Genomic DNA, 22,039 nt, shown 5'->3' with positions numbered 1-22,039 from the left:
TGGCTGCACAGGGATGGTGCGGATCAGGTTTTGCAGGGGTTCGGCGCAGGCGAACGATGCAGGATTTCACACCGACGCGTGACGGGATGCACGGAAATCGGCATGTCCCATGACGTATCAAGAAAACGTGACGGCCAAGAAAAGCGCCATTGTTTCAACGGGATCACCGGGTCGCGACGGTGTGCGACGGCTCTGTTAGCACTGCGCGGGGATGTTGTTGCGAGTCTACCGCCCGCGGCGACATGCCTGACAGGACGAGGTAGGCGTCCCGAACAGAGCGCGAGGGCAGGGTTGGCCAAGAAGAGCGCCGGGCCCAGGTCTGGCCGGGTGCCCTACGCTTGGCATCGCGCGGACGATCCGGGAAGAGATGCGGCGCTTTGCGTCCCGACCGGATATATCGCGGGTCGGATTTTTTGTCGAAGCTTTGGTGTTCTGGCCCTTGATTTCGCTCAGACCTTGGAATACGCGTCTTCTCGGCCTTAGGGGTATAGCTCAGCTGGTAGAGCGACGGTCTCCAAAACCGTAGGTCGCGGGTTCGAACCCTGCTGCCCCTGCCATCCTTCCGACAGTCAGGCAAACGTACCGTCAGGCTATCCTGCGCGACGTGCAACCGCGCATGAAAAAGGCCGCCCCTTTCGGGACGGCCCTGACTGCACGTGGTGCGGCCTTTAGTTCAGCAGTGTCTGAATGCGATCGGCTGTTTCAGTCCGTGTCATGTCGCTGTTGATATAGCTCATCGCGATGGCCAGTTCATCCGCCGTCAGACTGGTGAGATCGGCCTCCGGAGCATAGCGGCGCAGAAGGTCTGCAACACTTTCTCCCACGACGATCCGTGTGGTTTCGTCGTTACCGTCAAGAATGCTCTGGACGCGCAGCGAGGTTTCGGAGAACGAGTCACCGCTGTAGCTTGCGGCCAAGGCCATCTCGACCTGTGCCTGGCTTGCGGTACCCAGATCTGCTTCCGGAGCGTAGCGCATCAGACGGTCCATCTCGGCTTCGCTGATCATCGCCATCGACTGATCAACTTCACCCTTGGTCGTCAGGGCGAGCAGTTTTGCGGATTTTTCGCTGACGGAATCGCCGGACGTCACGATGCCATAGGCAATGTCGTATTGCGCATCGGTCAGACCCGACGTGTCGATGCTCTGATCAAAGTTTTGCACCTCACGGATCTGCGCTTCGGTTGCGGCCAGACCGGCGGTGCCGATTGTGGTTGCGAGGGCTGTGGCAATCATCATGCGTTTCATGGTGAAATCCTTTCTCTTCGTTGTACCAATCGTCTTGTTCAGTGCGGGCGGCGTGCTGTGCCGCCGGCTCTGGGGGGACAACAGGTGCGGCCCGTGATCGTTCCGGCAAGCCGTTGGAAATCCTGACACATCTTTGTGAGAGGCGTCTTGGGAACCAATCGGGACGTGCTGCGATACGCGCGTTCCTCTTGAATGGGGCTGAAACCTGCACGCGACGCATGGCCTTAACCGGGCGCGCTTCGCTTGAATTCGTGCAGCGTCTTCGCTAAGTGCACTCAAGCACACAGACAAAGCGAGACATTCGTCATGGCAACGACCAATCCCCTTCAGTTCATTCAGCAGGTTCGGGCTGAGGTGGCGAAGATCGTGTGGCCGACCCGGCGCGAGGTTCTTCTGACCACGGTGATGGTGTTCATCATGGCGGCGTTGACGGCTGTGTTCTTTGCATTGGTGGACCTGTTGATCCGCAGCGGGCTTCAGGGGTTGCTGAACCTCTTCGGGTAAGAACGGGTCTGCTCTTGAAAAGGGCGGGCTAAGGCGGTAACTGACCACCCAAGACGGAATGAGGCGTGCATCGATTCGAGTTGCACGCCGATTTTTTGTTCCGAAGCGGGCGCGCTGGCGCGTCGGCCACAAAACAACAGACGGCGTCTTAGCCGCATGGATAAGAAGGTTTGCGACCAGATGGCGAAGCGGTGGTACTCGGTCAGTGTTCTGTCGAATTTCGAGAAGAAAATCGCAGAGCAGATCCTTCAGGCAGTCGAAGAACAGGGCCTTCAGGACCAGATCGAAGAAGTTCTGGTGCCGACCGAGGAAGTGATCGAAATCCGTCGCGGCAAGAAAGTGACGGCAGAGCGCCGCTTCATGCCGGGCTACGTGCTGGTTCGGATGGAGATGTCGGATCAGGGTTACCACCTGATCAATTCGATCAACCGCGTAACCGGGTTTCTTGGTCCGCAGGGTCGTCCGATGCCGATGCGCGATGCCGAAGTGCAGGCGATCCTGGGCCGTGTGGCCGAAGGTGAGGAAACGCCGCGCACGCTCATCCATTTCGAGGTGGGCGAGAAGGTCAAGGTCAACGACGGTCCGTTCGAGGATTTCGATGGCATGATCGAGGAAGTCGACGACGACAACCAGCGCCTGAAGTTGTCGGTTGTGATCTTTGGCCGGGAGACCCCGGTCGAACTGGAATTCACGCAGGTCACGAAGCAATCGTGATCCGCGTGCAGGCAGGGCGACCTGCCGCAAGAGAGTGGGAGGCGAGGGCGTCGCGATGTCCGGACCTGACCACACAACATGAGTGACCAAGGGGCGCGCCCTGCGGTCGTTGGAAAAGGAGAGGCCAGATGGCCAAGAAACTTGCTGGCAAGATGAAGCTGCAGATCCCTGCAGGCAAAGCCAACCCGAGCCCGCCCGTGGGCCCTGCGCTGGGTCAGCGCGGCATCAACATCATGGAATTCTGCAAGGCGTTCAACGCCAAGACGCAGGACATGGAAGAGGGCGCTCCGTGCCCGACCGAGATCCATTACTACCAGGACAAGTCCTTCACGATGAATATCAAGACGCCGCCCGCGTCTTATTATCTGAAGAAGGCCGCTGGTCTGAAGCCGGTCGGCAAGCGGAACCGTCCGCGCGGTGCCGAGAAGCCCGGCCGCGAGACCATCGCAACCGTGACCGTTGCGCAGGTGCGTGAGATCGCGGAAGCCAAGATGAAAGACCTCAATGCCAACGACATTGAAGGTGCAATGCAGATTATCCTGGGCTCCGCGAAGTCCATGGGCATCGAGGTGAAGTAAGATGGCCAAGCTTGGAAAACGCACCCGTGCCGCCCGTGAGGCCTTTGCCGGCAAGGAAAACCTGTCGGTTGCCGAGGCCGTTGCCCTGATCAAGAGCAATGCAAACGCGAAGTTCGATGAGACACTGGAAATCGCAATGAACCTGGGTGTTGACCCGCGTCACGCCGACCAGATGGTTCGCGGCGTTGTCGGCCTGCCGAACGGCACCGGCAAGACCGTGCGCGTCGCCGTGTTCGCCCGTGGCCCCAAGGCTGACGAAGCCAAAGCGGCCGGTGCGGATATCGTCGGCGCAGAAGACCTGATGGAAACCATCCAAGGCGGAACGATCGACTTCGACCGCTGCATTGCGACCCCGGATATGATGCCGATCGTCGGCCGTCTGGGTAAGGTGCTTGGCCCGCGCAACCTGATGCCGAACCCGAAGGTCGGCACCGTGACCATGGACGTCAAGGAAGCCGTGGAAGCGGCGAAGGGCGGTCAGGTTCAGTTCAAGGCAGAAAAGGCCGGTGTCATTCATGCCGGGATCGGCAAGATCTCGTTTGACGACGCCAAGCTGGTCGAGAACGTCAAGGCATTCGTCGACGCGGTTGCCAAGGCCAAGCCGACCGGGGCCAAGGGCACCTACATGAAGAAGATCGCGCTGTCTTCGACCATGGGTCCGGGCGTGTCGATTTCGGTGGACGACGCCGCCGCTCAGTAAGGCGGACAGAAAGATACTGTGAAAACGGCGCTCTCCGGGGCGCCGTTTTTCGTTTTCGGCTGTTTTCGCGGCAGGCTCTTGTCCGAGAATGGCAGGACGCACCGCTCTGCCCGAAAATATGGCGTTTGCGATGTCTCGCGGCTGTGGTAACTTTGCATGACGAGAAATTCGAAATCCGGCACAGATTTGCAGGCGCGAGGGCTTGGCAAATCCCGCTTGACGTACTATCCCCACTCCTGCCTGAGACCGCGCGATTCGTCCCGCGGTCTTTTGCATTACGTCCGAGACGGTGGGTTGAGGCATATGCCGCAATAAATCCTGCCCGAGGCGGGAACAGACCGACATGCCAAGGCTCACCCGTTGAGCGCTGGGCGGGTTTGGGACCGCACATCAAGCGGACCAAAACCGCCGGAGCGATCCGGTTTTACTGAGCCGGGGGGTCCGCCCCCCAAACTGGAGTACACCTGTGGATAGAGCCCAAAAAGAGAAAGTGGTCGAAGAACTCGGCCAGATCTTCGAAAGCTCTGGCGTCGTTGTGGTAGCCCACTACGAAGGTCTCACAGTTGCCGAGATGCAGGATCTGCGGGGGCGCGCACGCGCCGCTGGCAGCTCCGTACGTGTCGCCAAAAACCGTCTGGCCAAGATTGCCCTTGATGGAAAGCCCTGCGCAAGCATTGCTGACTTCCTGACGGGCATGACGGTTCTCACCTATTCCGAAGACCCTGTGGCAGCCGCCAAAGTGGTCGAGGACTTCGCCAAGGAGAACAAGAAGTTCGAAATCCTTGGCGGCGCCATGGGCGAGACCGCGCTTGACCGGGCCGGCGTTGAAGCCGTGTCGAAAATGCCGTCGCGCGAGGAGCTTATCGCTTCCATCGTGGGCTGCATCGGCGCACCGGCGTCCAACATCGCTGGCGCAATTGGCGCACCTGCATCGAACATCGCGTCCATTCTCTCGACCATCGAAGAGAAAGCGGCGTAAGGCATCTGGGAATCTTCGCGGGGTCGAAACCTCGACGTTGGAACACATTTAGATAGGAAAGTCACAATGGCTGATCTGAAAAAACTGGCAGAAGAGATCGTTGGTCTGACGCTGCTTGAAGCACAAGAACTGAAAACAATCCTCAAGGACGAGTACGGCATCGAGCCCGCAGCCGGTGGCGCGGTCATGATGGCGGGTCCGGTTGGCGGCGACGCCGGCGGCGCGGCTGCTGAAGAGCAGACCGAATTTGACGTCATCCTGAAGTCGGCTGGCGCCTCCAAAATCAACGTGATCAAGGAAGTCCGCGGCATCACCGGTCTGGGCCTGAAAGAAGCCAAGGACCTCGTCGAAGCAGGCGGCAAGGCTGTCAAAGAGCAGGTTTCCAAAGCGGAAGCAGAAGACATCAAAGCCAAGCTGGAAGCAGCTGGCGCCGAAGTCGAGCTCAAGTAATCGCTTATCGGTCCCTGTCGGGCCCTCTTCGCGAGAAGAGCCCGGCAGGGATCGACGAGCACCCAAGCAAGGCTGGGCATGGGGATTTCCATGCCCAGCCGCTCCCGTCTTAGAAAGGCCCTTCCGCACAAAAGGGGTTTTCTTAGGCAGGATCCAAGGATCGGGAGGCGCGCGGTGGGACGTGTGCCGGGAATTGATCAGGATGGTGTCCTCTCTATTGGGCAGACCGCCGGGGCCCGACGGCGCGATGCTCAGCTGAGAATGAAAAGGTGATATCGACCATGGCGCAAAGCTATCTTGGCCAGAAACGTCTTCGTAAATACTACGGAAAAATCCGCGAGGTTCTGGAGATGCCGAACCTCATCGAGGTTCAGAAATCCTCCTACGACCTCTTCCTGAAATCCGGCGACCAGCCGCAGCCGCTTGACGGCGAAGGCATCAAGGGTGTCTTTCAGTCGGTTTTCCCGATCAAGGACTTCAACGAAACCAGCGTGCTGGAATTCGTCAGCTACGAGCTGGAGAAGCCGAAATACGACGTTGAGGAATGCCAGCAGCGCGACATGACCTACAGCGCGCCGCTCAAGGTCAAGCTGCGTCTGATCGTGTTCGATGTCGACGAAGACACCGGGGCCAAGTCGGTCAAGGACATCAAGGAACAGGACGTTTTCATGGGCGACATGCCCCTGATGACACCGAACGGCACCTTCGTGGTCAACGGCACCGAGCGCGTGATCGTGTCCCAGATGCACCGCTCGCCGGGCGTGTTTTTCGACCATGACAAAGGCAAGACGCACAGCTCGGGCAAGCTGCTCTTCGCCTGCCGCATCATTCCCTATCGCGGGTCGTGGCTCGATTTCGAATTCGACGCCAAGGACCTTGTGTTCGCGCGCATCGACCGTCGCCGCAAACTGCCGGTGACGACGCTGCTCTATGCGTTGGGTCTCGATCAGGAAGGCATCATGGATGCCTATTACAACACGGTGACCTATTCCCTGCGCAAGGGCGAAGGCTGGGAGACCAAGTTCTTTCCCGAGCGCGTGCGCGGGACCCGTCCGACCTATGACCTCGTCGATGCCGCCACCGGTGAAGTCTTTGCCGAGGCCGGCAAGAAGATCACGCCCCGCGCGGTCAAGAAGATCATCGACGAAGGCAAGATCACGGACCTTCTGCTGCCGTTCGAGCAGATCGTGGGCAAGTTCGTTGCCAAGGACATCATCAACGAGGAAACCGGCGCGATCTATGTCGAAGCCGGGGACGAGCTGACCTGGACCGTCGACAAGGACGGCGCCGTCAGCGGTGGCAGCCTGAAAGAGCTGCTCGATGCGGGCATCACCGAGATCCCGGTGCTCGACATCGACAACATCACCGTCGGCCCGTACATGCGCAACACCATGGCGAACGACAAGAACATGAACCGCGAAACCGCGCTCATGGACATCTATCGCGTCATGCGCCCGGGTGAGCCGCCGACCGTCGACGCGGCGTCGGCGCTGTTCGACACGCTGTTCTTCGACAGCGAACGCTATGACCTGTCGGCTGTTGGCCGCGTGAAGATGAACATGCGTCTGGCGCTCGACAAGCCGGACAGCCAGCGCACGCTCGACCGCGAGGACATCGTGGCCTGCGTCAAGGCACTGGTAGAGCTGCGTGACGGCAAGGGTGACATCGACGACATCGACCACCTTGGCAACCGCCGGGTGCGCTCGGTCGGCGAATTGATGGAAAACCAGTACCGCGTCGGTCTGCTCCGCATGGAGCGCGCGATCAAGGAACGCATGTCGTCGGTCGAGATCGACACGGTCATGCCGCAGGACCTGATCAACGCGAAACCGGCGGCTGCCGCCGTGCGTGAATTCTTCGGCTCTTCGCAGCTGTCGCAGTTCATGGACCAGACCAACCCGCTGTCCGAAGTGACGCACAAGCGGCGTCTGTCGGCGCTTGGGCCGGGTGGTCTGACCCGCGAACGCGCAGGCTTCGAGGTGCGCGACGTTCACGCCACGCATTACGGCCGGATGTGCCCGATTGAAACGCCGGAAGGTCCGAACATCGGTCTGATCAACAGCCTCGCGACGTTTGCCCGCGTGAACAAGTACGGCTTCATCGAAACGCCCTATCGCAAGGTCAAGGACGGCCATGTGACCGACGACGTGGTCTACATGTCCGCGACCGAGGAACAGCGTCACACCGTGGCCCAGGCCAACGCGACGCTGGACCCGAACGGCAAGTTCGTGAACGAGTTCGTCAACACCCGCCAGTCGGGGGAATATACGCTGGCTCCGAATGAATCCGTCGATCTGATCGACGTGTCGCCGAAGCAGCTTGTGTCGGTTGCGGCCTCGCTCATTCCGTTCCTTGAAAACGACGACGCGAACCGCGCCCTCATGGGTTCGAACATGCAGCGTCAGGCGGTTCCGACCCTCCGGTCCGAAGCGCCGCTTGTTGGTACGGGCATCGAAGGTGTGGTTGCACGCGACTCGGGGGCTGCCATCATGGCCCGCCGCGCCGGTGTGATCGACCAGGTCGATGCAACGCGTATCGTGATCCGGGCGACCGAAGACCTCGAACTGGGCGACGCGGGTGTGGACATCTACCGTCTGCGCAAGTTCCAGCGGTCGAACCAGAACACCTGTATCAACCAGCGTCCGCTGGTGAATGTGGGTGACACCGTGGGCAAGGGCGAGGTTATCGCGGACGGTCCGTCGACCGATCTGGGCGAACTGGCCTTGGGTAAGAACGTGGTCGTCGCCTTCATGCCTTGGAACGGCTACAACTACGAAGACTCGATCCTCATCTCCGAGCGGATCGCACGGGACGACGTTTTCACCTCGATCCATATCGAGGAATTCGAAGTCGCCGCCCGCGACACCAAGCTTGGGCCGGAAGAGATCACCCGCGACATTCCGAACGTCGGTGAAGAAGCGCTGCGCAACCTCGACGAGGCGGGCATCGTGTATATCGGTGCCGATGTGGAGCCGGGCGACATTCTGGTCGGCAAGATCACTCCGAAGGGCGAAAGCCCGATGACGCCGGAAGAGAAACTTCTCCGCGCGATCTTTGGTGAGAAGGCGTCGGACGTGCGGGATACTTCGCTGCGGGTAAAGCCGGGTGATTTCGGCACCGTTGTGGAAGTGCGGGTCTTCAACCGTCACGGCGTCGAGAAAGACGAACGTGCGCTGCAGATCGAGCGTGAGGAAGTCGAACGTCTGGCCCGTGACCGGGACGACGAGCTGGCCATTCTGGATCGCAACATCTACGCGCGTCTTAAGGACCTGATCCTGGGCAAGATGGCCGTCAAAGGCCCGAAAGGCATCAAGTCGAACAGCCAGATCACCGAAGAACTGCTGGACAGCCTGACCCGTGGTCAGTGGTGGCAGTTGGCGCTGGAAGACGAAGACGACGCCAAGATCATGGAAGCCCTGAACGAGCAATACGAGGCGCAGAAGCGTGCCCTGGATGCCCGTTTCGAGGACAAGGTCGAAAAGGTCCGTCGTGGCGACGATCTGCCCCCGGGCGTGATGAAGATGGTCAAGGTGTTCGTCGCGGTGAAGCGCAAGCTGCAGCCGGGCGACAAGATGGCCGGTCGTCACGGCAACAAGGGTGTGATTTCGAAAGTGGTGCCGATCGAGGACATGCCTTTCCTCGCTGATGGGACCCCGGTCGATTTCTGTCTCAACCCGCTGGGCGTGCCGTCGCGTATGAACGTCGGTCAGATTCTTGAAACCCATATGGGCTGGGCCGCGCGCGGTCTGGGCATCAAGATCGACGAAGCGCTGCAGGACTACCGTCGCTCCGGCGACCTGACCCCGGTGCGCGAAGCGATGCGGATCGCCTATGGAGATGATGTCTACGAAGAAGGCATCAAGGACATGGACGAAGCGCAGCTTGTCACCGCCGCCAGCAACGTCACCCATGGTGTGCCGATCGCAACGCCGGTCTTTGACGGCGCGAAAGAGGCCGACGTGAACGACGCGCTCAAGCGGGCCGGGTTCGACACCTCGGGTCAGTCGGTGCTGTTCGACGGTCGCACAGGCGAGCAGTTCGCACGCACCGTGACCGTGGGTGTGAAGTACCTGCTCAAGTTGCACCACCTTGTCGACGACAAGATCCACGCGCGTTCCACAGGGCCGTACAGCCTTGTGACCCAGCAGCCGCTGGGTGGTAAGGCACAGTTCGGTGGTCAGCGCTTCGGGGAGATGGAGGTCTGGGCTCTGGAAGCTTACGGCGCTGCCTACACCCTGCAGGAAATGCTCACCGTGAAGTCGGACGACGTGGCGGGCCGGACCAAGGTCTATGAAAGCATCGTCAAGGGCGAGGACAATTTCGAAGCGGGCATTCCCGAGAGCTTTAACGTTCTCGTCAAGGAAGTGCGCGGCCTCGGCCTGAATATGGAACTCCTGGATGCGGAGGAAGATGAGTAACGCCAACGCTCATCGGTAGGTCGGACAGCCTTGTCCGACCTGCGCCTCCCCCCAATTCAAGGATTTGAAAATGAACCAGGAACTGACCAACAACCCGTTCAACCCCGTCACGCCGCCCAAGGTGTTCGACGAGATCAAGGTCTCGCTCGCGTCGCCCGAACGGATCCTGTCGTGGTCCTTCGGTGAGATCAAGAAGCCCGAAACCATCAACTACCGCACGTTCAAGCCCGAGCGTGACGGCCTGTTCTGCGCGCGTATCTTTGGCCCGATCAAGGACTACGAATGTCTGTGCGGCAAATACAAGCGCATGAAGTATCGCGGCGTTGTCTGCGAAAAATGCGGTGTGGAAGTCACGCTGCAGAAGGTCCGTCGCGAGCGGATGGGCCATATCGAACTGGCCGCGCCCTGCGCCCATATCTGGTTCCTCAAGTCGCTGCCGTCGCGCATCGGCCTGATGCTGGACATGACGCTGCGCGATCTGGAACGCATCCTCTATTTCGAAAACTACGTGGTGATCGAGCCGGGTCTGACCGACCTGACCTACGGCCAGTTGATGACCGAAGAAGAGTTCATGGACGCGCAGGACGTTTACGGCGTTGATGCGTTCACCGCGAATATCGGTGCCGAAGCCATCCGCGAGATGCTGGCCAATATCGACCTCGAAGCCGAGGCAGATCAGTTGCGCGCAGACCTCAAGGAAGCGACCGGCGAACTGAAGCCGAAGAAGATTATCAAGCGCCTCAAGGTGGTTGAGAGCTTCCTTGAATCCGGCAACCGCCCGGAATGGATGGTTTTGACCGTGATCCCCGTGATCCCGCCGGAACTGCGTCCGCTGGTGCCGCTGGATGGTGGCCGTTTCGCCACGTCCGACCTCAACGACCTCTATCGTCGCGTGATCAACCGGAACAACCGTCTGAAGCGTCTGATCGAACTGCGCGCGCCGGACATCATCGTCCGCAACGAAAAGCGGATGCTGCAGGAATCCGTCGATGCTCTGTTCGACAATGGCCGTCGTGGCCGGGTCATCACCGGTGCCAACAAGCGTCCGCTCAAGTCGCTGTCCGATATGCTCAAGGGCAAGCAGGGCCGCTTCCGCCAGAACCTTTTGGGCAAGCGCGTCGACTTCTCGGGTCGTTCGGTTATCGTGACCGGCCCTGAACTCAAGCTGCACCAGTGCGGTCTGCCCAAGAAGATGGCGCTCGAGCTGTTCAAGCCGTTCATCTATTCGCGTCTTGAAGCGAAGGGTCTCTCCTCGACCGTCAAACAGGCGAAGAAGCTGGTCGAGAAAGAGCGTCCCGAGGTTTGGGATATTCTTGACGAGGTCATCCGCGAGCACCCGGTTCTGCTCAACCGAGCGCCGACGCTGCACCGTCTGGGCATTCAGGCGTTCGAGCCCGTGCTGATCGAAGGCAAGGCGATCCAGCTTCACCCGCTGGTCTGTTCGGCCTTCAACGCCGACTTCGACGGCGACCAGATGGCGGTTCACGTGCCGTTGTCGCTGGAAGCCCAGCTTGAAGCCCGTGTACTGATGATGTCGACAAACAACGTTCTGTCGCCCGCCAACGGCGCGCCAATCATCGTTCCGTCGCAGGACATGATCTTGGGTCTCTACTACACCTCGATCATGCGCGCCGGCATGAAGGGCGAGGGCATGAAGTTCGCCTCGATCGAAGAGGTCGAGCACGCGCTCAATGCGGGTGAAGTGCACCTGCATGCCAAGATCGAATGCCGGATCAAGCAGATCGACGACGAAGGCAACGAGATCACCAAGCGGTACGAAACCACGCCGGGTCGCGTGCGTCTGGGCGCATTGCTGCCGCTGAACGCGAAGGCCCCCTTCGATCTGGTCAACACGCTGCTGCGCAAGAAGGACGTGCAGAAGGTCATCGACACCGTCTACCGCTATTGCGGCCAGAAAGAGTCGGTCATCTTCTGTGACCAGATCATGTCGATGGGCTTCAAGGAAGCGTTCAAGGCCGGGATTTCCTTTGGCAAGGACGACATGGTGATCCCGGAGTCAAAGTGGCCGATCGTGGAAGAAACCCGCGAGCAGGTGAAGGATTTCGAACAGCAGTACATGGACGGCCTGATCACCCAGGGCGAAAAGTACAACAAGGTGGTCGATGCCTGGTCGAAGTGTAACGACAAGGTCACCGAGGCCATGATGTCCACCATCTCGGCGGCCAAGACCGACGAGGCCGGTGCCGAAATGGAACCGAACTCGGTCTACATGATGGCCCACTCTGGTGCCCGTGGCTCGGTCACGCAGATGAAGCAGCTTGGCGGGATGCGCGGCCTGATGGCCAAGCCGAACGGCGACATCATCGAGACGCCGATCATCTCGAACTTCAAGGAAGGTCTGACCGTTCTTGAGTACTTCAACTCGACCCACGGCGCCCGCAAGGGTCTGTCGGACACCGCTCTGAAGACAGCGAACTCGGGTTACCTGACCCGTCGTCTGGTGGACGTGGCGCAGGACTGCATCGTGCGGATGCACGATTGCGGCACCGACCGCGCGATCACCGCTCAGGCGGCCGTCAACGATGGTGAGGTCGTCGCATCTCTGGCCGAGCGCATTCTGGGACGTGTGTCCGCCGATGACGTTCTCAAGCCGGGGACAGACGAAATCATCGTCCGCGCCGGTCAGTTGATCGACGAACGCATGTCCGATGCCATTGAAGATGCCGGTGTCGCCTCCATGCGCATCCGGTCGCCGCTGACCTGTGAGGCCGAAGAGGGCGTCTGCGCTATGTGCTATGGTCGTGACCTGGCACGCGGTACGATGGTCAACACGGGCGAAGCCGTGGGTATCATCGCGGCGCAGTCGATTGGTGAACCGGGCACGCAGCTGACGATGCGGACGTTCCACATCGGTGGTGTTGCGCAAGGTGGTCAGCAGTCGTTCCAGGAAGCCAGCCAGGAAGGCAAGGTCGAATTCGACAACGCCTCGACGCTGGAGAACTCGGTTGGCGAAACCCTGGTCATAGGCCGCAACATGAAGCTGCGGATCATGGACGAGCATGGCGTCGAACGGGCCAGCCACAAGCTGGGCTATGGTACCAAGATCTTCGTCAAGGAAGGCACCATGGTCAAGCGCGGCGACAAGCTGTTCGAGTGGGACCCCTATACCCTGCCGATCATCGCCGAGAAGGACGGTATCGCCAAGCACGTGGACCTCACCGCCGGTGTGGCCGTGCGCGACGAGACCGACGATGCGACGGGCATGACCCAGAAGATAGTGATCGACTGGCGGGCCGCCCCGCGCGGCAACGAACTCAAGCCGGAAATCATCCTGATGGGTGAAGACGGTGAGCCGCTGCGCAACGATGCGGGCAACCCGATCACCTATCCGATGTCGGTCGACGCCATTCTGTCGGTCGAAGACGGTCAGGATGTCAAAGCCGGGGACGTGGTTGCACGTATTCCGCGCGAAGGCGCCAAGACCAAGGACATCACCGGTGGTCTGCCGCGTGTGGCCGAACTCTTCGAGGCACGTCGCCCCAAGGACCACGCCATCATCGCGGAAATCGACGGCTATGTCCGCTTCGGCAAGGACTACAAAAACAAGCGTCGCATCACCATCGAACCGGCGGATGATACTCTCGAGCCCGTGGAATACATGGTGCCCAAGGGCAAGCACATCCCCGTCGTCGAAGGCGATTTCGTCCAAAAGGGCGATTACATCATGGACGGCAACCCCGCGCCGCATGACATCCTGTCCATCATGGGTGTCGAAGCGCTGGCGAACTACATGATCGACGAGGTTCAGGACGTCTATCGCCTGCAGGGTGTGAAGATCAACGACAAGCATGTCGAAGTGATCGTGCGCCAGATGCTGCAGAAGTGGGAAATCCTCGACAGTGGGGACACCACGCTTCTCAAGGGTGAGCACGTGGACAAGGCCGAGTTCGACCTTGCCAACGAGAAGGCCGAGAAGAAGGGTGGCCGTCCGGCACAGGGCGAACCGATCCTGCTGGGCATCACCAAGGCGTCGCTGCAGACCCGCAGCTTCATCTCGGCAGCGTCGTTCCAGGAAACCACACGCGTGCTGACCGAAGCGTCGGTTCAGGGCAAGAAGGACAAGCTTGTTGGCCTGAAAGAGAACGTGATCGTGGGTCGTCTGATCCCGGCCGGCACCGGTGGGGCGACGCAGAAGGTCCGTCGCATCGCGCAGGAACGCGACAATGTCGTGATCGAAGCCCGCCGCGAGGAGGCCGAGGCCGCTGCTGCTCTGGCTGCGCCGGACAGCTCGAACGACGTGGTGGGTGGCGACGAGTTCGACACCATCATCGTCGACACGCCGGAAAGCCGCGAATAAATCACGGTTTTTACCAAATGATAAAAAACCCCCGCGCTGGTCGCGGGGGTTTTTGTTTGAACTCCCCGTTAGGACAGGAACGGAAGCTCTGATCGCACGTTGACCCGTCAACAGCGAAAAGGAGAGTTTCATGACCCGTTCAATGACAACGACGACCGCCCTCGTGGCTCTATTGGCGACACCTTTGGCCGCGCAGCAGACCCACGACTGGGGGGACAAGAACGCGAATTTCGAACCTGCATTTGACAATCAGACCCGTGCCGAGCTTGTCTCGTCTGATCTGTCCCTTGATGATCGAAGCCTGACCGACGGTCTGGAGCATCCTTGGGCGGTGGCGGAACTGCCGGATGGCGCGGGCCTCCTCGTGACGGAACGGCCGGGGCGACTGGTGCATGTGACATTGGACGGCGAAGTCTCTGAGCCGATTGCCGGACTGCCGGAGATTTTCAACCAATCCGCGGGAAACAGCACTCAGGCAGGTCTTCTGGATGTGAAAGTCGGACCGGGTTTTGCCGAAGATCGCATGATCTATTTCACCTATTCCAAAGGCATGGGCGACGGGATGTCCGTCACGGCAGCGGCGCGGGGCATTCTGTCGGAAGACCTGACGGAACTGACCGAGGTCGAGGACACCTTTGTCCAGACCCCACCATCGCCTGCCGCAATGCATTATGGCAGCCGGATCGTATTTGACGGGGCTGGACATGCGTTCATCACAACCGGCGAACACTTTACCGATGAAGAACGCGACAAGGCCCAAGGCCTCGACAATACCTATGGCAAGGTTGTGCGCGTGAGGCTTGACGGGTCGATCCCCGAGGACAATCCGTTCGTGGATCAGGACGGTGCGGAGCCCAGCATCTGGTCCTACGGCCATCGCAACGTGCAAGGTGCCGCGATGCGGGGCGATCAACTCTTCACCGTCGAGCACGGCCCTGCAGGTGGTGACGAGATCAATATCCCCCAGCCGGGCCTGAACTATGGCTGGCCGGTCGTGTCCTATGGCGTGCGTTATGACGGCGACGACATCGGGACAGGCAAGGCACAGGCCGAAGGTATGGCGGAACCGGCCTACTACTGGGATCCGGTGATCGCGCCGGGTGACATGGTGTTCTACGAAGGCGCGCTGTTCTCGGAATGGGAGGGTGACAGCCTCGTTGCGGGCCTTGTGGCGCCGGGGATCGTGCGGCTCGAGTGGGACGGCGACCGCGTCATCGCAGAGGAGCGGCTGCTCACCGATTATGGCCGCGTTCGCGACATCGAGGTGTTGAGCGATGGCAGCCTGATCCTTGCCACCGATTACGAGAATGGCGAGCTGATCCACGTCACCTTGAGCAGTTTGGATTCGTAAAGCCGAACCACAGCGGGGCGCAGATCGTGCCCCGCTTTTTCCTAGGCTGCGGCGGGGCGCAAACCGCCCATCGCGGTTTGCGACACCCGGATGGCCACGATCAAGGCCATGACCCAGCCCGTCGAAACGGCGGTCGCGATGCCAAGCCAGACGCCCCAGACGTCGAACCCGAGAAGTGTGATGAACACCCAGATGAAAAACGCGACGCCGAATCCCTGGCGATAGATGCTGATCCAGAGTGTGTAGATCGGTCGTTTGAGCGCCTGGAGCAGCGAGTTGATCGAAAAGAGCATCATGTAGACGGGGAACAGGAACCCGTCGACCAGCAGGTAGCTTGCTCCGATCTCGATCACGTCCGGGTCCGAGGTGAAGGGCCGCATGAAGTAATGACCGCCAAACCACAGCAGTGGCATGGCGATCACGGACAGGCCAAACCCGAGCTTCCAGCAGAAGAACACCGCATCGCGCACGCGGTCATAATCGCGGGCGCCGTAATTCTGCCCGGCAATGGGCAGCAGCGCGCTGGTCATGCCCAGCACCGGCAACAACAGGATCTGTTCCACCCGCAACGCCACGCCATAGGCGGCGATGGCATCTTCTCCGAACCCCTTGAGCGCGAATTGCACGACGAAGCCCGACACGAACATCACCACCAGCGCGGTGGTCGCGGGCAGCATCTGTTCGACAATCGCCTTGAAACACGCCGGGTCAGGCACGAATTCGGCGCGTTTGACGCGCTCCATCAGGCTCAGGTTGAACACGCGGGACAGGATGAACAGCATCACGCCGGTCTGGCTGATCACGGTGGCCGCGGCGATCCCGTTGAACCCCATCCCGCCCCAGATACCGGGAATTCCGTACATCATCAGCGGATTGAGGCCGATATTGGCGAAGAACGCGACCATCATCGCGCGTTGCATCGACCTGGTATCGCCATGCGCCTGAAGGATACCGTTGCCGCCATAGGCCAGCAGAAAGCCGGGCAGGGCGAGGATGAGCAGGCGGAAATACCCTAGGGCGGCATCCCGATAACCGCCCGGTTCCGACACCAGCGCAATCAGGTGCGGACCTGCGAACCAGCCGCCGACCATCAGCAGCGCGGTTGCAATAACACCAAAGCTGAGACCCTGCGCGGCAAGGCTGCGGCTGGCCTTGGTGTTCTTTTCGCCCTTGGCGTTCGAGACCAATGCGCTCAGCGCCGAGCTCAGACCGAACCCTACGGACATCATTATGAAGAATGCCTGATACCCGATGGCCAGCCCGGCCTGTGCCTCGGTTGAAAGCTGACCGGCATAGTAGACATCGACGACGTTGTAGAGTGTCGAGAACAGCATCCCGAGTGCCGCCGGGATGGCCAGGTTCCGGTAATGGGTCAGCATCGGCCCGGTGGTCAGATCGTCATTCGGGACTAGGGCCACGGAAAGTCCTGTCGCTAAGGTCGGGCGCAGAAGGCCCCGGGTCTGCGATACACCGGATGGCGCTGAATGCCAAAGACCTATCGCATGTCGCTTTTGGCATGGAGGCAGTCGAGGCGGCCTGATAATCGACGCGGTATGATGAACCTTTCGGACAATATGCGCGGCGCGCTTCTCATGTGTGTCGCAATGGCGGCGTTCACCTTTGGGGACGCGTCGATCAAGGCGACCGGGGGCGATCTTCCCCTGTCGCAGCTCCTGGTGATCCGGGGTGTTCTTGCGTCGGCGGCGTTGATCGCAATGGCGCTGTATTTCAAGGGCTTGAACCTGCGATTGCCGGCGCAGGACTGGATCCTGATCCTTGCGCGCGGATTGGCCGAGGCGGCGGCGGCGTATTTCTTTCTGACTGCGCTTCTGGCGATGCCTCTGGCGAATGTGACGGCGCTGTTGCAGATGCTGCCATTGACCGTGACCCTCGGAGGCGCCCTGGTGTTCCGCGAGGCAGTGGGCTGGCGGCGCTGGACCGCGATCATCATCGGCTTTGTCGGCATGTTGCTGATCGTGCGGCCGGGCACGGAAGGGTTCACCTCGGCATCGGTCTATGCGCTGTGTGCCGTGGCTGCTGTGACGGTTCGGGATCTTGTGACGCGACGGGTGTCCAAGGCGGTGCCGTCATTGACGGTGACGGTGTTCTCGTCGGTCATCGTGACGGTCTTTGCCGGGCTCTGGTCCATTGAACAGGAGTGGGTCGCGATGACACCGCGCCTGACGATGCTGGTGCTGATGGCGACCAGCTTCATCATCTGCGCCTATCTGTGCAGCGTGATGGTGATGCGCGTGGGCGAGGTGAGTTTCGTGGCACCGTTCCGCTATACCGGGCTGGTCTGGGCGTTGATCCTTGGCTTTTTGGTGTTCGGCGAATGGCCGGAGCCGCTGACGCTGATCGGGGCGGCGATTATCGTGGCGACGGGGGTGTTCAGCCTGCTGCGCGAGGCACATTTGAAACGGCGGGCGCGAAAGCCGATTCTACCGCGTCAGCCGTAAGGGCAAAGCGCCTGTTCAGCACCTCGATCTCTTCTACTGTGGGGGCGTGGAAGTCCGGTCGGTCCACCTTGGTTTTCTGGCGGGAATCGTTGCTGGCGTGATGCGCGCGCAGATACATCGGCATGTCGGTGAAGGTGACGGTCGGCATGAAGCGATTGATGCGGGAATGGGCGAAGTTCATCAGGCTCTGACGCACGCCACCTTGGACCGCCATTGCCTGTGCGACCCCCAGATAGGGGTTGACGGTCTCGGTGATCTCGAAGGGGTGCAGGTCGGACGGGCAGAGCGTGTAGCCCCGGTTCCAATCGAATCCCACCAGTTTGTTGGCCAAGATCAGCGCTTCGCAATCGGCGGCTGCCTTGCGCAGACGGGCGATGAAATCGACCGCGAGCGCATCGTCGTCATCATGACGCACCTGCAGGCAGGGCTGGTTAATGTGTTTGCGCGCTGCATTCAGCACGGACTGGCAGATCTGGCGATGTGGGGCCGGGTCTCGGGCGATGATGCGCGCCTGTGGGAGACCGGAGAGCAGAGTTTGAAGCCGCGCCAGGTACCGGTCGGGCAGGCACGTGCCCACGAGGACGACAAAGTCGAAATCCGGATCGGTCTGTGCCATCAGGCCAGGCAGGCACAGATGTTCGAAGAGCGCCAAGCGCCGTTCCATGCGGTCGGGCGCATAGAGATAGGTACGCCGTTCGTCGATCGTGGCATGTTCGACCTGAAACCCACCCTCGGCAGGGTAGGAAAACCGACACAAAACGATGGTCTGCATGACGATTGCCCCTGTGTTTCGACTGCTCATCGTGTATGACGACTGTGCCTTGGCAACGTGGCGCACACAAGCGCCGGGGTGCTGTTGACAAGCTATCCGACTCTCCATATACGCGCGTCTAATTCGGCAGGGCGCATGCCCATGTGTCGATTTGCAGAACTGGAGCGGTCAAGATCCGGGCGTATGCCCCGATCCTCTGGAAATCCACCGTATCGCTTCCGAAAAGGGGAGGCGGATGCGGTCTTTTGCGTCGTTCCGTAAGGAAAGACGGGACTTTAATCGGTGTCGCGGACGCGCGGTACTTGAATGCGAAACCCGCACGGGGATGGCCTCGTGCACCACATATGTGAGCTACACGGGGAAAGAACCGGAATGCCAACGATCCAACAGCTGATCCGCAAGCCGCGGCAGCCGAAAATCAAGCGCTCGAAGTCGCAGCACCTCGAGCAGTGCCCGCAGAAGCGGGGCGTCTGCACACGCGTCTACACGACCACTCCGAAGAAGCCGAACTCGGCTATGCGGAAAGTGGCCAAGGTGCGTCTGACCAACGGATATGAAGTCATCAGCTACATTCCGGGCGAAAGCCACAACCTTCAGGAGCACTCGGTGGTTCTGATCCGTGGCGGCCGTGTGAAAGACCTTCCCGGTGTCCGCTATCACATCCTGCGTGGTGTTCTGGATACCCAGGGCGTCAAGGACCGGAAACAGCGCCGTTCGAAATATGGCGCGAAGCGTCCGAAGTAAGAGGAATTACAGATGTCTCGTCGTCACGCCGCAGAAAAGCGCGAAGTCCTTCCCGACGCCAAGTATGGTGATCGGGTTCTGACAAAGTTCATGAACAACCTGATGATCGACGGTAAGAAGTCGGTCGCGGAACGCATCGTCTACAGCGCGCTCGATCGCGTCGAAGGCAAGGTAAAGCGCGCGCCGGTGGAAATCTTCCACGAGGCGTTGGACAACATCAAGCCGTCGGTCGAAGTTCGCTCCCGCCGGGTTGGTGGTGCGACCTACCAGGTGCCCGTCGAAGTGCGTCCCGAGCGCCGTGAAGCGCTGGCGATCCGCTGGTTGATCAACGCAAGCCGCGCCCGCAACGAAAACACCATGGAAGAGCGTCTTGCCGCTGAACTTCTGGATGCCGTGAACTCCCGTGGTTCGGCTGTGAAGAAGCGTGAAGACACTCACAAGATGGCCGACGCGAACAAAGCGTTCAGCCACTACCGCTGGTAATAGGAGCCGCATACAATGGCACGCGAGTATCCTCTTGAGCGCTACCGGAACTTCGGGATCATGGCGCATATCGATGCAGGCAAAACCACCTGCTCCGAGCGCATCCTGTTCTACACCGGTAAATCGCACAACATCGGCGAAGTGCACGACGGTGCTGCAACCATGGACTGGATGGAGCAGGAGCAGGAACGTGGCATCACGATCACGTCCGCTGCAACTACCACGTTCTGGCAGCGTCAGGAAGAGCCGACCGCTGACGGTACGTCGGACACCAAGTTCCGCATGAACATCATCGACACCCCCGGCCACGTGGACTTCACCATCGAAGTCGAGCGTTCGCTGGCGGTTCTCGACGGTGCAGTCTGTGTTCTCGACGCCAACGCAGGTGTTGAACCGCAGACCGAAACCGTGTGGCGTCAGGCTGACCGGTACAAGGTTCCGCGCATCGTGTTCGTCAACAAGATGGACAAGATCGGTGCCGACTTCTTCAACTGTGTTCGCATGATTGAAGACCGCACCGGTGCGCGTGCCGTTCCCGTGGCTCTGCCGATCGGTGCCGAGAACGAGCTGGAAGGCCTGATCGACCTCGTCACGATGGAAGAGTGGGTCTGGAAAGGCGAAGATCTGGGCGCGTCCTGGGTCAAGCAGCCGATCCGCGACAGCCTCAAGGACCAGGCCGACGAATGGCGCGGCAAGATGATCGAAGCGGCCGTCGAAGAAGACGACGACGCGATGATGATGTATCTCGAAGGCGAAGAGCCGGATGCCGACACGCTGCGCAAGCTGCTCCGCAAGGGTACGCTGGCGCTGCACTTCGTGCCGGTTCTGGGCGGTTCCGCGTTCAAGAACAAAGGTGTTCAGCCGCTGCTCAACGCCGTGATCGACTACCTGCCGAGCCCGCTCGACGTTGTTGATTACATGGGCTTCAAGCCGGGTGACGAAACCGAAACGCGCAACATCCCGCGCCGCGCGGATGACAACATGCCGTTTGCCGGTCTCGCGTTCAAAATCATGAACGACCCGTTCGTCGGCTCGCTGACCTTCGTGCGCATCTACTCGGGCAAGCTTGCCAAGGGTGACGCGATGCTCAACTCGACCAAAGGTCATGGTGAGCGCGTTGGCCGTATGATGATGATGCACTCCAACAACCGCGACGAAATCACCGAAGCGTTTGCTGGCGACATCATCGCTCTGGGTGGTCTGAAGAACACCACGACTGGTGACACGCTGTGCGACAAGGCCGATCCGGTGGTTCTGGAAACGATGACGTTCCCGGATCCGGTGATCGAGATCGCGGTCGAGCCGAAGACCAAAGGCGACCAGGAAAAGATGTCCCAGGGCCTCGCACGTCTGGCGGCAGAAGATCCGTCCTTCCGCGTCGAAACCGACCTCGAGTCCGGTCAGACCATCATGAAGGGCATGGGCGAACTTCACCTCGACATCCTCGTCGACCGTCTGAAGCGTGAATTCAAGGTCGAAGCTAACATCGGTGCGCCGCAGGTGGCCTATCGCGAGACCATCGGTCACGAGGTCGAGCATACATACACCCACAAGAAACAGTCGGGTGGTTCCGGTCAGTTCGCCGAAGTGAAGCTGATCATTTCGCCGACCGAGCCGGGTGAAGGCTATTCGTTCGAGAGCCGCATCGTTGGTGGTGCCGTTCCGAAGGAATATGTCCCGGGTGTTGAAAAGGGCATCAAGTCGGTCATGGACTCCGGTCCGCTGGCAGGCTTCCCGGTCATCGACTTCAAGGTCGCCCTGATCGACGGTAAGTTCCACGACGTGGACTCCAGCGTTCTCGCGTTCGAAATCGCGGCACGGATGTGTATGCGTGAAGGCATGCGGAAAGCCGGTGCGAAGCTTCTCGAACCGATCATGAAGGTCGAAGTCGTGACGCCGGAAGATTACACCGGTGGTATCATCGGCGACCTGACATCCCGCCGGGGTCAGGTGACCGGGCAGGAGCCGCGCGGCAACGCCGTTGCGATCAATGCCATGGTGCCGCTGGCCAACATGTTCGGCTACATCAACACGCTGCGCTCCATGTCCTCGGGCCGCGCGCAGTTCACGATGCTGTTCGATCACTACGATCCGGTTCCGCAGAACATCTCTGAAGAGATCCAGTCGAAATACGCATAAACCGCGGTGCGTGGGAAACCACGCACCCTACCAACCACTGTAGGGTGTGTGCTGTGCACGCACCGTGAGAAAAAAGGAGCTTTGCAATGGGCAAGGAAAAGTTTGAGCGCGGCAAGCCGCACTGCAACATTGGCACGATCGGTCACGTTGACCACGGCAAGACGACGCTGACGGCGGCGATCA

17 protein-coding genes and 1 tRNA gene are annotated in these 22,039 nt (G+C 60.3%); 15 read left to right on the top strand and 3 right to left on the bottom strand.

The window, feature by feature from the left end:
• Positions 1-481 precede the first annotated feature (481 nt).
• Positions 482-557 (top strand) — tRNA-Trp (locus MRY75_RS04850).
• A gap of 111 nt (positions 558-668) precedes the next feature.
• Here the strand turns inward: MRY75_RS04850 and MRY75_RS04845 are convergent.
• Positions 669-1,247: a hypothetical protein gene (locus MRY75_RS04845; RefSeq protein WP_292306014.1), complete on the bottom strand. Its 579-nt coding sequence runs from the start codon at positions 1,245-1,247 to the stop codon at positions 669-671.
• Positions 1,248-1,553: 306 nt separating this feature from the next.
• Here MRY75_RS04845 and secE point away from each other — a divergent pair, with 306 nt between their 5' ends.
• The 9 genes from secE to MRY75_RS04800 all read left to right on the top strand — a co-directional run bounded on the left by secE (position 1,554) and on the right by MRY75_RS04800 (position 15,259).
• Positions 1,554-1,751: a preprotein translocase subunit SecE gene (gene secE / locus MRY75_RS04840; RefSeq protein WP_072780229.1), complete on the top strand. Its 198-nt coding sequence runs from the start codon at positions 1,554-1,556 to the stop codon at positions 1,749-1,751.
• Between the two features lie 180 nt (positions 1,752-1,931).
• Positions 1,932-2,465, top strand: coding sequence for a transcription termination/antitermination protein NusG (nusG, locus tag MRY75_RS04835; protein WP_292306018.1), 534 nt, complete (start codon positions 1,932-1,934; stop codon positions 2,463-2,465).
• 128 nt (positions 2,466-2,593) lie between these two features.
• On the top strand, positions 2,594-3,043 hold the full coding sequence (gene rplK / locus MRY75_RS04830; RefSeq protein ID WP_292306013.1) for a 50S ribosomal protein L11: 450 nt from the start codon (positions 2,594-2,596) through the stop codon (positions 3,041-3,043).
• A gap of 1 nt (position 3,044) precedes the next feature.
• On the top strand, positions 3,045-3,743 hold the full coding sequence (rplA, locus tag MRY75_RS04825) for a 50S ribosomal protein L1 (RefSeq protein ID WP_292306012.1): 699 nt from the start codon (positions 3,045-3,047) through the stop codon (positions 3,741-3,743).
• A gap of 466 nt (positions 3,744-4,209) precedes the next feature.
• The gene (gene rplJ, locus MRY75_RS04820; RefSeq protein ID WP_292306011.1) at positions 4,210-4,722 is read left to right on the top strand and encodes a 50S ribosomal protein L10; all 513 of its coding nucleotides are present in this window, start codon (positions 4,210-4,212) and stop codon (positions 4,720-4,722) included.
• A 66-nt stretch (positions 4,723-4,788) separates the two neighbouring features.
• Positions 4,789-5,172 carry a 50S ribosomal protein L7/L12 gene (gene rplL / locus MRY75_RS04815; protein WP_292270275.1) on the top strand — a complete coding sequence of 128 codons (384 nt, stop codon included), beginning with the start codon at positions 4,789-4,791 and terminating at the stop codon, positions 5,170-5,172.
• A 281-nt stretch (positions 5,173-5,453) separates the two neighbouring features.
• Entirely contained in the window at positions 5,454-9,590 is a 4,137-nt protein-coding gene (gene rpoB / locus MRY75_RS04810; RefSeq protein WP_292306010.1) for a DNA-directed RNA polymerase subunit beta, read from the top strand.
• Positions 9,591-9,660: 70 nt separating this feature from the next.
• Positions 9,661-13,908, top strand: a complete 4,248-nt coding sequence (gene rpoC / locus MRY75_RS04805; RefSeq protein WP_292306009.1) for a DNA-directed RNA polymerase subunit beta' — start codon at positions 9,661-9,663, stop codon at positions 13,906-13,908.
• Between the two features lie 130 nt (positions 13,909-14,038).
• Entirely contained in the window at positions 14,039-15,259 is a 1,221-nt protein-coding gene (locus tag MRY75_RS04800) for a PQQ-dependent sugar dehydrogenase (protein ID WP_292306008.1), read from the top strand.
• A 41-nt stretch (positions 15,260-15,300) separates the two neighbouring features.
• On the opposite strand, the gene MRY75_RS04795 is transcribed toward MRY75_RS04800, so the two are convergent.
• Positions 15,301-16,638 (bottom strand): MATE family efflux transporter, encoded by a 1,338-nt coding sequence (locus MRY75_RS04795; protein WP_292306017.1) that lies wholly within the window; start codon positions 16,636-16,638, stop codon positions 15,301-15,303.
• A gap of 177 nt (positions 16,639-16,815) precedes the next feature.
• Between MRY75_RS04795 and MRY75_RS04790 the strand changes: the two genes are divergently transcribed.
• Positions 16,816-17,718, top strand: a complete 903-nt coding sequence (locus MRY75_RS04790; RefSeq protein ID WP_292306016.1) for a DMT family transporter — start codon at positions 16,816-16,818, stop codon at positions 17,716-17,718.
• Here the strand turns inward: MRY75_RS04790 and MRY75_RS04785 are convergent.
• On the bottom strand, positions 17,651-18,490 hold the full coding sequence (locus MRY75_RS04785) for a putative rhamnosyl transferase (protein ID WP_292306007.1): 840 nt from the start codon (positions 18,488-18,490) through the stop codon (positions 17,651-17,653). The genes MRY75_RS04790 and MRY75_RS04785 overlap by 68 nt on opposite strands.
• Before the next feature lie 372 nt (positions 18,491-18,862).
• Between MRY75_RS04785 and rpsL the strand changes: the two genes are divergently transcribed.
• From rpsL to MRY75_RS04765, 4 genes are all read left to right on the top strand, one after another.
• The gene (gene rpsL, locus MRY75_RS04780; RefSeq protein ID WP_054000841.1) at positions 18,863-19,234 is read left to right on the top strand and encodes a 30S ribosomal protein S12; all 372 of its coding nucleotides are present in this window, start codon (positions 18,863-18,865) and stop codon (positions 19,232-19,234) included.
• Positions 19,235-19,246: 12 nt separating this feature from the next.
• Positions 19,247-19,717 carry a 30S ribosomal protein S7 gene (gene rpsG / locus MRY75_RS04775; RefSeq protein ID WP_085628843.1) on the top strand — a complete coding sequence of 157 codons (471 nt, stop codon included), beginning with the start codon at positions 19,247-19,249 and terminating at the stop codon, positions 19,715-19,717.
• Positions 19,718-19,732: 15 nt separating this feature from the next.
• Complete coding sequence (fusA, locus tag MRY75_RS04770) at positions 19,733-21,856, top strand: elongation factor G (RefSeq protein ID WP_292306006.1); 2,124 nt, start codon at positions 19,733-19,735, stop codon at positions 21,854-21,856.
• An 86-nt stretch (positions 21,857-21,942) separates the two neighbouring features.
• The coding region (locus MRY75_RS04765; protein ID WP_292306015.1) for a GTP-binding protein at positions 21,943-22,039 on the top strand (97 nt) is incomplete at its 3' end.

It is taken from the genome of Marivita sp., from assembly GCF_022763305.1.
Taxonomy (GTDB): domain Bacteria; phylum Pseudomonadota; class Alphaproteobacteria; order Rhodobacterales; family Rhodobacteraceae; genus Marivita.
This window is presented reverse-complemented; position numbering and strand designations above follow the sequence as displayed.